At 65.2% G+C, this 13,381-nt stretch carries 11 protein-coding genes; 5 read left to right on the top strand and 6 right to left on the bottom strand.

Annotated features, from left to right (window positions below; all coding sequences use genetic code 11):
* Nucleotides 1–68: 68 nt before the first annotated feature.
* From secA to pcnB, 3 genes are all read right to left on the bottom strand, one after another.
* A complete protein-coding gene (gene secA / locus IT350_03865; protein ID MCC6157164.1) occupies nucleotides 69–2,783 on the bottom strand; it encodes a preprotein translocase subunit SecA in 2,715 nt (904 codons plus the stop codon).
* Between the two features lie 87 nt (nucleotides 2,784–2,870).
* Nucleotides 2,871–3,836, bottom strand: coding sequence for a M23 family metallopeptidase (locus IT350_03860; protein ID MCC6157163.1), 966 nt, complete (start codon nucleotides 3,834–3,836; stop codon nucleotides 2,871–2,873).
* Nucleotides 3,837–3,951: 115 nt separating this feature from the next.
* Nucleotides 3,952–5,448 (bottom strand): polynucleotide adenylyltransferase PcnB, encoded by a 1,497-nt coding sequence (gene pcnB / locus IT350_03855; GenBank protein ID MCC6157162.1) that lies wholly within the window; start codon nucleotides 5,446–5,448, stop codon nucleotides 3,952–3,954.
* A 165-nt stretch (nucleotides 5,449–5,613) separates the two neighbouring features.
* Here pcnB and IT350_03850 point away from each other — a divergent pair, with 165 nt between their 5' ends.
* From IT350_03850 to IT350_03840, 3 genes are read left to right on the top strand one after another with little or no spacing between them, the layout of a single operon-like run.
* On the top strand, nucleotides 5,614–5,931 hold the full coding sequence (locus IT350_03850) for a DUF4398 domain-containing protein (protein MCC6157161.1): 318 nt from the start codon (nucleotides 5,614–5,616) through the stop codon (nucleotides 5,929–5,931).
* A complete protein-coding gene (locus tag IT350_03845; protein MCC6157160.1) occupies nucleotides 5,928–6,971 on the top strand; it encodes an OmpA family protein in 1,044 nt (347 codons plus the stop codon). The genes IT350_03850 and IT350_03845 overlap by 4 nt, the downstream gene beginning before the upstream one ends.
* A 15-nt stretch (nucleotides 6,972–6,986) precedes the next feature.
* Nucleotides 6,987–7,484, top strand: coding sequence for an adenylyltransferase/cytidyltransferase family protein (locus tag IT350_03840; GenBank protein MCC6157159.1), 498 nt, complete (start codon nucleotides 6,987–6,989; stop codon nucleotides 7,482–7,484).
* On the opposite strand, the gene IT350_03835 is transcribed toward IT350_03840, so the two are convergent.
* Nucleotides 7,481–9,838 carry a heparinase II/III family protein gene (locus IT350_03835; protein ID MCC6157158.1) on the bottom strand — a complete coding sequence of 786 codons (2,358 nt, stop codon included), beginning with the start codon at nucleotides 9,836–9,838 and terminating at the stop codon, nucleotides 7,481–7,483. The genes IT350_03840 and IT350_03835 overlap by 4 nt on opposite strands.
* Before the next feature lie 154 nt (nucleotides 9,839–9,992).
* On the opposite strand from IT350_03835, the gene IT350_03830 reads away from it, so the two are divergent.
* On the top strand, nucleotides 9,993–10,574 hold the full coding sequence (locus tag IT350_03830; GenBank protein ID MCC6157157.1) for a hypothetical protein: 582 nt from the start codon (nucleotides 9,993–9,995) through the stop codon (nucleotides 10,572–10,574).
* Nucleotides 10,575–10,676: 102 nt separating this feature from the next.
* Here IT350_03830 and ald read toward each other — a convergent pair whose 3' ends face one another.
* Both ald and IT350_03820 read right to left on the bottom strand, forming a co-directional pair.
* The gene (gene ald / locus IT350_03825; GenBank protein MCC6157156.1) at nucleotides 10,677–11,780 is read right to left on the bottom strand and encodes an alanine dehydrogenase; all 1,104 of its coding nucleotides are present in this window, start codon (nucleotides 11,778–11,780) and stop codon (nucleotides 10,677–10,679) included.
* 49 nt (nucleotides 11,781–11,829) lie between these two features.
* Nucleotides 11,830–12,288 (bottom strand): hypothetical protein, encoded by a 459-nt coding sequence (locus IT350_03820; protein MCC6157155.1) that lies wholly within the window; start codon nucleotides 12,286–12,288, stop codon nucleotides 11,830–11,832.
* A gap of 201 nt (nucleotides 12,289–12,489) precedes the next feature.
* Here IT350_03820 and IT350_03815 point away from each other — a divergent pair.
* Nucleotides 12,490–13,381, top strand: an 892-nt coding sequence (locus tag IT350_03815) for a hypothetical protein (GenBank protein ID MCC6157154.1), incomplete at its 3' end; no start/stop codon positions are given.

The raw sequence follows: 13,381 nt of genomic DNA, 5'->3' as shown, positions 1-13,381 counted from the left end.
GTCGAACACGAATCCCGGTCAGAATATCCCCCGCCTCGCGTCAAGGGAAGAGCGCGCGGCGCGTCCTGTCATGCGCCCGCCGCGGCCTTGTCCTTGTCGCGGCAGCACTTCTTGTATTTCTTCCCTGAACCGCAAGGGCACGGATCGTTGGGGCCGACCTTCACGCCGGTGCGTTTCACCGGCATCAGCCGGGCCTTGTCGGGCGACGCCTCCGGGCGCTGTGTCTGCCGGAGCGCTTCGCGACCGTAGTTGACGGGTTTTTTCGTGACGGGCTTGCGCTGGAACTGCGTCGTGTCGTCCGTCGCCACGACGAACCTCATCACCTTGTCGAACGCCTGTTCGCGGATGCGACCCATCATCTCCTGGAACATGGCGAAGCTCTCGCGTTTGTACGCCAGCAGCGGGTTTTCCTGCGCGTATCCGCGAAGACCGATGCCGTCGCGCAGGTGGTCCATGTGGAACAGGTGTTCCTTCCAGTGCTGGTCGATCGTCGTGAGCATGAAATAGCGCTCGGCGTCCCGCATGATCGCCTCGCCGACGGCCGCTTCCTTGTTCGTGTAGTAGTCGATTAACGCGGCTTTGAGTTTTTCGCGCAGATCCTCGGCGGTCGCCTCCATGCGATCGTCGTCTTTCTGATAGTCGACGAAGGGATCGAGGTCCCAGCGCGCGCGCACGAGGTCGATGAGTTCACTCCACGGCCAGTTCTCGGGATAGGCTTTTTCGTCGCAGTGCTGCGCGATCACCTCCGCGGCCAAATCCTCCGCGATCTCCAGGTAGTCGCCACGAAGCGCTTCGCCTTCGAGCACCCGCAGGCGCTCGGAGTACACCACCTCGCGCTGCCGGTTCATCACGTCGTCGTACTCGAGCAGCCGCTTGCGGATATCGAAGTTGTGACCCTCGACCTTCTGCTGCGCGTTGGCGATCGCCTTCGTGATCCAGGGATGGAAGATCGGTTCGTCTTCGCGGACGCCGAGCTTGGCGAGCATCGAGTCCATTCGCTCCGACCCGAAGATGCGCATCAGGTCGTCGTCGAGCGCGAGAAAGAAGACCGATTCGCCGGGGTCACCCTGCCGGCCGGACCGACCGCGAAGCTGATTGTCGATGCGGCGCGACTCGTGACGTTCGGTGCCGAGCACCATCAAGCCTCCCGCCGTCAGCACGTCCGCGCGTTCCCCTTCGCACTGGTGCCGGAAGCTGTCCTGCATGGCCTGACATTCCGGGCGGGCCGGATCGTACGGCTCCTCGGGGTTTTCATACCGCCACCGCGCTTTCGCCATCATTTCGGCGTTGCCGCCCAGAATGATGTCGGTGCCGCGGCCGGCCATGTTGGTGGCCAGCGTGACCTGTCCCCTCCGACCGGCCTGCGCGATGATTTCGGCCTCGCGCTCGTGGTTCTTCGCGTTCAGAATCTCGTGGGGAACTCCGCGCCGCTTGAGCAGCACCGACATCATCTCGTTTTTCTCGATGCTGATCGTGCCGACGAGAACCGGCTGCCCTTTCTCATGGCACTCCGCGATCCGCTCCACCACCGCCTTGAACTTTTCCTTGGCGCTCCGGTAGATGATGTCGGCCTGGTCGATGCGGATCATGTCGCGGTGCGTGGGCACCACGAGCACGTCGAGGTCGTAGATCTTCTTGAACTCCACCGCCTCGGTGTCGGCGGTGCCCGTCATGCCCGCCAGCTTTTCGTACATGCGGAAAAAGTTCTGGAACGTGATCGTCGCGAGGGTCTGATTCTCGCTCTCGATCTTCACGCGCTCCTTGGCCTCGATCGCCTGGTGCAAACCGTCGGACCACCGCCGCCCGGGCATGAGGCGGCCCGTGAATTCGTCGACGATCATCACCTCGCCATCCTTGACGATGTAGTCGCGATCGACCTGGTACAGCGTGTGCGCGCGAAGCGCCTGATTCACGTGATGCAGCGTCTCGATATGTTCGGGGTCGTACAGGTTTTCGATCCCCAGCGTCTTCTGCACGCGTTCCACGCCGGCCTCGGTGAGCACGACCGAACGCGCCTTCTCGTCGATGGTGAAGTGTTCCTCTTTGTGCAGCCCCGGGATGACGCCGTTGACCTGGTAGTACATCTCGGTCGAGTCTTCCGTCGCGCCCGAGATGATGAGCGGCGTGCGCGCCTCGTCGACCAGGATCGAGTCCACCTCGTCCACGATCGCGTAGAAGTAATCGCGCTGCACCATGCCCGCGCGATCGAGCTTCATGTTGTCGCGCAGATAGTCGAAACCGAACTCGTTGTTGGTCCCGTAGGTGATGTCGCAGTGATACGCCTCGCGGCGTTCGCGGTCGTTCAGGCCGTGAACGATCACGCCGACCGAAAGGCCCAGGAACCGGTAGATCGTCCCCATCCACTCCGCGTCGCGCCGCGCGAGGTAGTCGTTGACCGTCACGACGTGCGCCCCGCGCCCGACCAGCGCGTTCAGGTAGAGCGGCAGCGTCGACGTCAGCGTCTTGCCCTCTCCGGTACGCATCTCGCAGATGCAGCCTTCGTGCAGCGCGAGACCGCCGATCACCTGAACGTCGAAGTGGCGCATGCCGAGGGCGCGCTGCGAGGCTTCGCGCACCACGGCGAACGCCTCGGGAACCAGATCATCGAGGGTCTCGCCGTTCGCGAGCCGCTCGCGGAACTCCACGGTCTTCGCCCGGAGGCCGTCGTCGGACAGCGGTTGAACGGCGGCCTCCTGCGCATTGACGAGATCGGCGATCTTGCGCAGGCGCTTGATCTCGCGGTCGTTCTTGGTGCCGAAAATCTTCGCGAACAACGAAGGCATGGTCATCACCCCGTTCTCATGCCGTGATTTGACTCGTAAAAGTTCAACGCGCCGGGCCGGCTCCGCGGACCCAAAGCCGGACGCGCCTCACGGACCCTGCGCGAAGTCGGTCGGTTCCTCGGGATCTTCGGGAAGGTACGGCGCCGGATTGACGGGAATATCCATCATCCGGATCTCGTAGTGCAGGTGGGGACCCGTGGAGCGCCCCGTGTTGCCGACGAGGGCGATCGGCGCGCGCGCCGAGATGCGAACGCCCTCGGCGACCAGTGACGACGCCAGATGGCCGTAGTGCGTGGTCAGTCCGCCGCCGTGGTCGATCACGAGATAGTTGCCGTAGTTGTCGTGCGTGCCGACGTAAACCACGGCGCCGCCGGCGGGCGCGCGCACGACCGTGCCGATCGGCGCGGCGATGTCGTAGCCCTCGTGCATCGCCGTCTCGCCGGTGAACGGGCTGGTGCGCATGCCGAAGTTGCTCGTCACCCAACCCTTGATCGGCCATAGACTCGGTCGCTGGGCGACCTGCGCGCCTTGATCGCGGAAGTAGCGCGACAGCGTGGCGAGGCTCGTCTTGCGAATTCCGGCGCGCTCGATGAGCTCGCGGATCGCCGCGTGCATGCGCTCGATGTCGCGGTCGTCGAAACGATCGGCGAGCGGGACCTGGATCTCCGCGCCGCCGGCCGCGATCACATGCTCGGCGGGACTGGCGAGTCCCTGCTCGCGACGCAGCGACTGATCGAGCTTCGACGACGCGTTCACCGCCCGGCGAAGCTGCAACACCTCGTCACGCAGCGCCGAGAGTTGCGTGAGACGCTCCTCGGCGTTCGCACGCTCGTCGCGCACCTGCGTGATGAGGGTCTTCTCCCGGCGCTGGGCGACCATGACGTCCATCTTGGTCTGGACGTAATCGAAAACCCCAACCCCCAATCCGATCGCCGCGAAACCGGCGGCGAGCGCGGCCCGGCGAACAGCCCGGCGGCTGACGACGAACCGACGCGGTTTCGCGGGATCGCGCGTGAGGATCAGAATCGTCCAGTTGTCGTTCGTCGGTTTCATCGATTCACGTTACGGCACATCCGGGAAGTCCCCGTCAGCGCCCTCGACCGTGGAAAACGCGCAAAAATGTAAGGCATCGGGTCGGATAAGACAATGCGAAGGGAGCCGGGGTCGGTCAGACGGCGGCTTCGGCCGGGCTCTTGGGACGACGTGAGCGGCGACGTCGGCGTCGATGCGGCCCGCCATCTCGACCGGGTTCCGGAGCGGGGACGTCCCGTTCGGCCTCGGCCGGCCCTCCGTCACGTCGCCTCGTGAACTTCTGTTCCCATTTGCGAAACGCCTGATGAAATTCCGGGGGGAGGCGATCGCCGCGCCCCTCGCATTCCACGCAGTAGAGCTTGTAGCCGTCGCCGAAATAGACCTTGCCCACGAGAGATCGCGGCAGCGGTCGGTCCTCGCGGGCGGCGGTTTCCATGAGCAGCATGCCGATCACGGTCTGGCAGATGTTCTCCGCGTGGGCCTTGGAGAATCCGAAGCTGCGGATGATGGGCTTGATGACCTCGCGCACTTCACTGTGAAAGTACGGAACGCGGGCCCGTTCCTCCGGCGCGCGTTCGAGCACGCGGGCGTGGCGCACGAACGGGGCCACGAAGGCGGCGAGCAGCATCGGGTCCGAGAGCGGCGGTCCCTTGCGGTTGAGCGCGTCGATGCCGCGCAGGTTGCGCAGGAGCCACTCCTTGGTCCGCTCGCCGTCCTCCCCCGCCAAGACCTCTTCGTAGGCCGGGAAAAGAACGGGCAGCAGGCCCGTTTCGACCATCATCTGAAAGCTCAGGTGCGACGCCCCGCCGCGCAGATCGCGCAAAAATTCCTCGCGCACGCGCGCCGGAGAGCAATGAACAATCAGCCGGGCGTGTTCGAGAATCGCCTCCCACGTCGCGGGATCGATCGCGAAGCCGGTGCGCGCCGCGTGGCGGATCACCCGGATCATGCGGACCGGGTCTTCCTTGATGCTGCGGTGCGGGCAGCCGACGGAGCGAACCACCCTGTTCTGCAGGTCGTCCATGCCGCCGACGTAGTCGATGATCGAGAAGTCGGCAATGTTGTAGAAGAGCGCGTTGATGGTGATGTCGCGGCGCTTCGCGTCTTCCTCGGCGGTGCCGTAGTCGTTTTCGGTCGGCGGAATCCGGTGCTCGTCCGACGAAGCCGTCTCGAAATCATCGGCGCCGTCCTGATCGCCGTTCGGACCATGGTCGGGGTCGTCGATGGGGGCGATCGCGTCGTCCGGCGGATCATCCCCGTTGGTCGGTTCGAGCTCGATCGCGGGAAGGCTCGTCACCGAACGCCGGAATGTGGAGACCTCGACGATCTTGTTGCCGTGAAAAAACACGTGGGCGAGGCGAAAACGCCTCCCGATGATCCGCGAGTTGCGGAAGAGGCGGCGGACCTCCTCGGGCTTGGCGTCCGTCGCGACGTCGAAGTCCTTGGGCGTTTTCCCGAGCAGCAGGTCGCGCACGCCGCCGCCGACCAGATACGCCTTGTACCCGTTGTTGCAGAGGCGATAGAGCACCTTGAGCGCATCGGGGTCGATGAGCTTTCGCGAGACGGAATGATCTCTTCGCCCAATGATGCGCGGTTCGGCGTATTCCGAATCGCAGTGAGGATCGTCGATCAAGAACTCACATCCCAATTCGATCGGCGAATCGGCCGCCGACAATCGCCGTGCTTATAGCACCGCGCGATGCCCGGTTCAATCGCGTTTCGGCCCGGACCGACCCGAAATTGACGCCCGCGACTTGGGCGTGCTACCACTTGGCGCGTGTCTCCCGGGAAAACGTCAATGAAGGTGCCGGTGCGTTGGAGAGCCCTGTGCACGGGCGTTCTCGCGCTATTGTGCGCGCATTGCGCCGTGGTGCCCGGTCGGAGCCCCGTCACGATCGACGAAACCCGCTCGCTGTTCGCTTCGGCCAAGTATTCGGGGGCGCAGGAGAAATCACCCTACGAGTTTTTCGCGGCGGAACTCTATCTGGCGCAGGCCGATCGGGAGTACCGGGAGGGTCGCGCGGCGCTCGGCGACCAATATCTCGCCCGGGCGCACGAATTCGCGGAACAGGCCTACAAGAACGCCAAGAAATTCCGAAAGATCGAACTGCGATGAACGCGAACGGTCGAATCCCGCGTCCGCTGCCGGTCGTCCTCCTGCTCGCGCTTCTGACGGCGGCGTGCGCCAAGAACCTGGGACCGGAGCTGGACGCGGCGCGAACGCGAGTGGATCTCGCCCGTGAGCGCGGAGCAAAATGGTGCTCGCCGCGGGAGTTCGCGTCGGCGGAGGCTTACCTCGACTTCGCCCGCGACGAGGCGGCCAGGGGGCGGATCGGCATCGCCGAAGAGCACCTCGCCCGCGCCAGGGAAAATTCGACCGCCGCGATCGAGAACAGTGCGGATTGCCGGAGCGACCTCGACGGGGACCGGATCGCCGATCCGAATGACGGAGACCCGTACCGCGCCGAGGACTACGACGGTTGGGACGATTCCGACGGCGTGCCGGACTACGACAACGACGGCGACGGACTCCTGGACAAGGAGGACGGCTGCCCCGACAGCCCCGAGGACTTCGACAGCCACAACGACCGCGACGGATGCCCCGATCTGGACAACGATCAGGACGGTGTTCCCGACGCCCTCGACCAGTGCCCCGCCCTGAAGGAAGACCTCGACGGGTGGCAGGACAACGACGGTTGCCCCGACCCCGATAACGACGGCGACGGTTTTCCCGACGCCCTCGACAAGTGTCCAAACGGCGCGGAAACGCCGAACGGATTTCTCGACGACGACGGATGCCCGGACATTCAGCCGCGCATCTTCAAGATTTTGGTGCCGCCGGAGGTTCATTTCGCGCCGCGGTCGAACAAGCTTTCCCCGAACGACCGCCGCGCGATACAGGAGTTCGCTGTGCAACTGGTGGCGAACCCGGAGCTCGGCGTTCGCGTCGAAGCGCATGTCGAGACTTCCGGCAATGCCGAGCGCGACCGGCAGCTCACCCAGACGCAGGCCGACGCGGTCGCCCGCGCGCTGATCGACGCCGGGATCGACGCGGGGCGCGTCATCGCGATCGGTTTCGGCGGCGATCGGCCGATCGAAGGCGCGCCGCCGTCCGAGAACCGTCGCATCATTTTCGCCATCTACCAGACGCAGTAATTCACGGAAATGAGCATGAACGCGCCGCGACCCGCCACGTCGAAGATCCTCACCCGCGAAGCCCTGGTCGAAGTGCGGCAACGTCTGCGCAGCAAAGGACGAAAGCTCGCCTTCACGAATGGGTGTTTCGACCTGCTGCACTCGGGGCACATTCGCACGCTCGAATTCGCGCGCTCGCGCGGCGATGCCCTCGTCGTGGCGATCAACGCCGATGCCGGAGTGCGCGGGCTCAAGGGGCCGGGACGACCGATCGTTCCGGAGCATGAGCGCGCCGAGGTGCTGGCCGCGCTGGCGTGCGTGGACTATGTGGTGATATTCCCGGAGGCGGACCCCGGCGACCTGATCCGCGCGGTGGTGCCGGATGTCCTCGTCAAAGGCGGCGACTGGGCCGAGCACGCGATCGTCGGCCGCGACACGGTCGAGGCCGCGGGCGGGCGCGTCGAGCGGGTGCCGCCGGTCGAGGGACGCTCCACAACCAACATCATCGTGAAAGTGCTGGAATCGGATCGCTAGTCGATCGTGACGAAACTCCCGCCGTCGCGCCACGTCACGTCCGGGCCCCCGCCGTCCGACCAACGCACGTAAACGACATCGGCGTCGCTCGTCACGCGCGCCGCGCCGGTAAAGCTCGCGGGCAGATCGATCATCGATCCCTCTCGCGCGAAACCCAGCACGTGTCGCGTGACGCCCGACACGACGACGAACGCGACCTGATTCGGATCGCCGTCGAGCGTCGTCACCACCGCCTCGTCCCCGCCTGCCGGGGAAAATGCTCCGATCGCGCCGATGAGCGGAGTTGTTCCCGACACGATCGCTTCGAGCACCGCGTGGTTCGCGATGTCGCCGTGACCGAACCCGTGAACGGATTCCCCGACCTGCAGAGTCGGCGAAACGGGCGATGCCGCCACGTGCACGTCCATCATCGCGAGCGGTCGAACGATGCGCGCGCCGTCGGGCGTGGACACGAAGACGCCGTCCGTCTCCGGCCCCGCATTCGTGTGAAAAAGCCACGTGAACGTCCGCGCGGAATTCGCCGTGATGCGATCGAGGACGTAGAAGAACGCGCCCGGGGCGAGCCCGACGCGTCGCTCGAAGTCCGTTTCGCGATATCGTGCACGCACGCGGACCTGTCGGATCGCGGGTGCGTCGACGAATCCGTCGAGGAACGCATCGACATCCACGCCAACGCCGCGCACACCCTCCGGCGCGCCGACGCCGTCCACCAGAATCACGTTGTGATTCGCCGCGTGCGCGACGAGGTCGCGATCGCGAAACCCGATGTAGCCCGAGTCCATCGCAAAGGTCTCGCCGAGCGCGTGCCAGATGAAGCTCGTCGCGTCCGTCTGCTCGTGGCCGAAGCCATGCACGCGCGCGCGGCCGTGCTCGCCCTGCACCAGGGCGAATGCGTCGTCCGCACCCCATCCGGTTCGCAGCACGGCTTGCCCCGCTTCCGGCAGGCAAATCGATGGCGATGTCGGCGTCTGGGCAACCGGAATCGCATCGGCAAACGCCAACAATTCCGCCTCGAGCCCGCCCGACGCGTGGCGGCACTCGGGCGAGTTCTCGAACAGGTACGCCGAGAGCGGATCATCCGTCAGCGCCGCCGCGAGCCCGTGGTATCCGCACGCGTGATTGGAATCGTCGAACGGCGCGGCCCACCCCGTCGGCATCGTCACCTGCTGCCGCCAGCGCAGAATCTCGGCGAGACGCGGGTCTTCCATGGGGTCCGCGATATCGAGGATTTCGTCGCGGCATAGGTGCTCGAGCCTCGTGGCGCACGTCTCGTGATACGGATAAGCCTCGCCCCGTGCGAAGTTGTGGTACGCGATCGCAAACGGCCAGAAGGTGAGCATCGTGTAGTCGAGATAGTTCGGCCCCTCGGCCTGACACCCACCGACGCAGTTCTGCCGGTCGAGCAGATAGTAGGTCGCCTGCGTCAACGCGTGATTGACGTAGCGCGCCGCTTCGGGTCCGTCGTTCAGCACGAATCCCGCCATTCCAAACCCCGAGGCGAGCTTGATGTTGTGGTTGTTTTGCGTGAGACGCAGGATCACCGGCCACGAATCGACGTAGTAGTCCCACAGATCCGCGGCGATCTGATCGATCGCGTCACGGCAGTGATCGCGCCATGTCGGCGACGCGAGTCCGAATCCCTCCAGAAGGTCCCACGTTTGGGCCAGCGTCGCCAGCGCCTGTCCGCCTTGGATCGTCCCCTTGTCGTAGTCGATCAGCTCCACGGCGCGCATGTCCGAATACGCCTCGGCACAGATGCGGGCGGCTTCGAGGGCTAGTACGGGGTCGTCGTCGAGCAAGGCCGCCGCCGCGCGAGCCTTCGCCCGTTGCGCGTTCGCTTCCAAAACCCCCGGATCGTAGGGATCGGCAGGATACGCCAGCGGCGCGGCACCCGCCGTCGCGCGAATCCGGTCGCGCAACGCGGTCGTCAACTCGTCCGATTCGTTCCAGCGTTCACGCACCGCTTCCCATCCGTCGCGGTCGAGAATCAGGCGGGGCGATGCGGACCACTCCGGGTGCCATGCGGGCGCGCTGGCGGGGTCGCGGGGATCGGTGCCGGCCGTCGTTTCGTCTTGGGTGGAAACGCCGTCACGGTCGGGGTCGGAAGCGTCGTCGTCCGCGGTGTCATCACCATCGTCGTCCGCGGTGTCGTCGCCATCGTCGTCGGGCCAAAGATCGTCATCGAGTTCGCCATCGTCGTCGATAAGCTCCAGTGAGGGCCTCGGGGCGTCACCGCTCCAGACCGACCAATCGGTGTGGCCGTCCGGCCCGTCGTAGGAGCATGCCGAATGAGCGACCGCGAGCAAGAGAAACACCGCCACGTACCGGGCGGTCTGCCGCAACCAAATTCTCAACGAATTCCAAATTTTCCCTTTGCCCACGCGGGTTTTTTCGTGACATTTAACACGTTGCGTCAAATTCCCCTTGCATTCGTCCGTGCCCGAGCTTACAGTTCGAGCGTGCTCCACCCGAGCGGCCCCGCGCCGCGGGTTTGAAGGAGGATTGGTCATGCTGACTGCCGTATCCGGACCGCTGTCGAAGGCCGCTTCGACCTACGTCAGCGTCGTGAACGCCGTGAATTTCGGCCTGCTGAAAAAGCTCGGAATCCTGAAAGAAGGCACCTTCCGATTCGTCGAAACCCTGTCCTCGTCCGAAGAATACAGTCACCGGGTCGATACGAACAGGCCCGTTTCCTTCGGCTTCCACGCCGAGGCGGTCGCCAACTTGGCCGGATTCCTCGATCCGACCAACGAGGACGACTTTCTCACGTGGAGCATGGGCGAGACCAGCTACGTGACGCTGCCGGGCATTGCCGAGAGCGCACCGGTCGTTCGCGGCACCATCCGCCTCCACCAGTTGCAGGACGTGGAGTACTTCTTCACGTTCCTCGGCAACGACGAGAAGAACTACTACTTCCGCGGTACGAAGAACCTGCGCGACCTGCATCAGGTCCGCGCGTGGACCACGCTCACCGGCAGCGTCTACAAGCGCGAGACGGGCGAGAAGATCCTGGAGACGACCGTGTTCACCGGCGGGATGTCGAGCTTCGACTCGCTCCTGCCGACGTGGAAGAGCGTGTCGTTCCGCTGAATCCGAAGATCCGCCGATCGTCCGGGAAACCGTAAGCACGTGACCCGGATCGAAAAAACAGGGCGCCGCAAGGCGCCCCGTTCGTTTGCGTTTCGATGAGAATCACGCCTCGTACGGCGTGTACGGAAGATCCCAGGCTTCGGCGACGCCGCGATAGGTCACCTTGCCCTTGTAGATGTTGATGCCCTTGCGCAGCGGCAGGTTGTTCGCGACGGCCGCCTCGACGCCCTTGTCGGCCAGTTCCAGCGAGTAGCTGAGCGTCGCATTGGTCAGCGCGTACGTGCTCGTGCGCGGTACGATGCCGGGCATGTTTGCCACGCAATAGTGTACGACATCGTGGACAACGAAGGTCGGATGGCTGTGCGTCGTCGCGTGCGTCGTCTCGAAGCAACCGCCCTGATCGACCGAGATGTCCACGACCGCGCTGCCGGGCTTCATCCGGCGGATCATGTCGCCCGTGACGAGCTTGGGCGCCTTGGCGCCGGGGATCAGCACCGCGCCGATGACGAGATCGGATTCGAGCACGGCTTTTTCGATGTTGCCGCTGTTGCTCATGAGCGTGATGAGCTTGCCGCGATGGATGTCGTGGATGTAGCGCAGCCGCGTGGGATTGATGTCGAGAATCGTGACCTGCGCGCCCATGCCCACCGCGATCTCGCACGCGCACTGACCCGAGACACCCGCGCCGATGATGGCCACCTTGGCCGGCGCGACGCCCGAAACGCCCGCGAGCAGGATGCCCGAGCCGCCGTACGCGGCCTCGAGGCACTGCGCGCCGACCTGTGGGGCCAGCTTGCCCGCGACCTCGCTCATCGGCGCGAGCAGCGGCAGCGATCCGTCGGCGAGTTCGATCGTCTCGTACGCCACGCCGACGCACCCCGAGGACAGCATGGCGTGCGTGAGTTCTTCCGCCGCCGCGAGGTGCAGGTAGGTGTAGATCAGCTTGTCCTTCATGAAGTCGAACTCGGCGGGCAGCGGTTCCTTGACCTTCACGATCATCTCGGAGCGCGTCCACACCTCCGCCGCCGTGGGCAGGATCTTCGCCCCCGCGTTTTCGAAGTCCTCGTCCGTGATGAGGCTGCCGACGCCGGCCGATCGCTCCACGTAAACCGTGTGGCCGCGTGCCACCATCGTGGCCACGCCGAGCGGCGTCATCGCCACGCGTTTCTCGTCCGATTTGATCTCCTTGGGCACTCCGACAATCATGTTCATCCTCCGAAATCGAGAAGATTCCAAATGCGCATAATCCGCTGCATCAGCGGTGATCTCCGAGAATCAGATGGGCGAAACCCGATTCCTCCAACGATTCGCGGTACGTCCGAAAGAGCGGCCGGATCGCGGGAAACAACACTAGCGCGCGCAGGTAGTTGCCCGTCGCGCGGATCATGCCGTTGACGATGGCGATGCCCGGAGATTCGAACCCGCACCAGAATCGGTGAAAGAAATCGGCGCTCTGCGCGAAGGTCGCGTGCGGCGTCTTGTGATCGGCGAGCGCGCAGTCGTCGTCGATCTGGAACGTGAGGAAGCGTCGCCCACCGTCCGCCGGATCGCCCAGGTGCAGCGTCACGTTCGCCTCGGGGTCCCAGGTCGAGAGCCGCACCACCATGTCCGCCTGCTGGAGCTTGGGCCCGACGACGCCGTGCTCCGACGCCCGCGTCAGAAACAGCCGCATCACGCGATGGAGTTCGTCCTGGGAAGGAAAATACTGGCCCATGTCGGCGTCGTCGAAGGGGTGACCGAGTTGCGCGATTCGGCGGTGCGGGAAACGACCTGCACGTCGCGAATGATCCTAGAGCAAAGCCGAAACACGGTCAAATCCGTGCAACCTCGGGAGAGGTTCGCACTTGCCGCGCACCCTTGCGGGTGCTAACTATCGCGCGTGCGGCCCGAGCTTCCGGCCGCCGGGGATGCATGCATGTCGGGCACGTTTTTCGCCGGGGCTTCGCGGGTCGATATCACTCCCACCGATCTTTCGCGCGTCTATCTCGCCGGGTTCGGGACCGATCGCAAGGCCGATCGCGTGCTCGATCCGCTGCACGCGCGCGTGTTGTACGTGCGTCAGGGGGACGAGGAATTCGCGCTCGTCATGCTCGATCTCATCGGCGTGCAGGGGCCCGACAACCGGCGCCTTCGCGAGGCCGCCGGCGATCCGCCCGCTTCGCGCGTCTGGGTCGCGTGCACGCACACCCATCAGGGTCCCGACACGCTGGGGTTGTGGGGCAAGGCCGCCGCGCCCGGCGTACCGATCGTCAGCGGCATCGACCGGCGATATATGTCGTCGCTCGCGTCGGAGGTGGCGTACGCGGTGCGTCGCGCGAAGCGGCGCGCGCGCCCGGCGACCGTGGCGTGGGCGGTCGACCGATCCGACAAAAGCGACGTGACGTGGAACGTGCGCGACGGCCGCTGGTTCGATCACGACCTGTGGACGCTCGTCTTTCGCGACGCATCGCGCGGCGATGCGATCGCCGTGCTCTCCAACTACGGCAGCCACCCGGAATATCTGTGGTCGGCGAACACGGGCGTTTCGCCGGACTGGGTCGTGGGTCTGCACAAGGTGATCGAGAAGGACCTCGGCGGCGTTTCGATCTTCGCCCACGGCGCGCTGGGCGCGATGGTGACGCCGGGCGTCGCCGAGGAGACCGGGCTCGACGAGCGCCTCGAGCGCTACGCGCACTACGGGCGTAAGATCGCGCAGATGGCGGTGAAGAGCGCGGCGAGCGCGACGCCGGTCGCGAATCCGACGCTGCGCGTGCGCGAGAAGGAGATCGTGGTTCCGCTCGACAACGTGCAACTTCGCTTCATCAGCT

The organism is Deltaproteobacteria bacterium, assembly GCA_020845895.1.
Taxonomy (GTDB): domain Bacteria; phylum Lernaellota; class Lernaellaia; order JACKCT01; family JACKCT01; genus JADLEX01.
This window is presented reverse-complemented; position numbering and strand designations above follow the sequence as displayed.

Bases quoted from the DNA above. Each gene is read 5' to 3' on its own strand.
- secA (MCC6157164.1), bottom strand. From the start codon at position 2,783: ATGCCTTCGTTGTTCGCGAAGATTTTCGGCACCAAGAACGACCGCGAG.
- IT350_03860 (MCC6157163.1), bottom strand. From the start codon at position 3,836: ATGAAACCGACGAACGACAACTGGACGATTCTGATCCTCACGCGCGAT.
- IT350_03850 (MCC6157161.1), top strand. From the start codon at position 5,614: ATGAAGGTGCCGGTGCGTTGGAGAGCCCTGTGCACGGGCGTTCTCGCG.
- IT350_03845 (MCC6157160.1), top strand. From the start codon at position 5,928: ATGAACGCGAACGGTCGAATCCCGCGTCCGCTGCCGGTCGTCCTCCTG.
- IT350_03840 (MCC6157159.1), top strand. From the start codon at position 6,987: ATGAACGCGCCGCGACCCGCCACGTCGAAGATCCTCACCCGCGAAGCC.
- IT350_03830 (MCC6157157.1), top strand. From the start codon at position 9,993: ATGCTGACTGCCGTATCCGGACCGCTGTCGAAGGCCGCTTCGACCTAC.
- ald (MCC6157156.1), bottom strand. From the start codon at position 11,780: ATGATTGTCGGAGTGCCCAAGGAGATCAAATCGGACGAGAAACGCGTG.
- IT350_03820 (MCC6157155.1), bottom strand. From the start codon at position 12,288: ATGGGCCAGTATTTTCCTTCCCAGGACGAACTCCATCGCGTGATGCGG.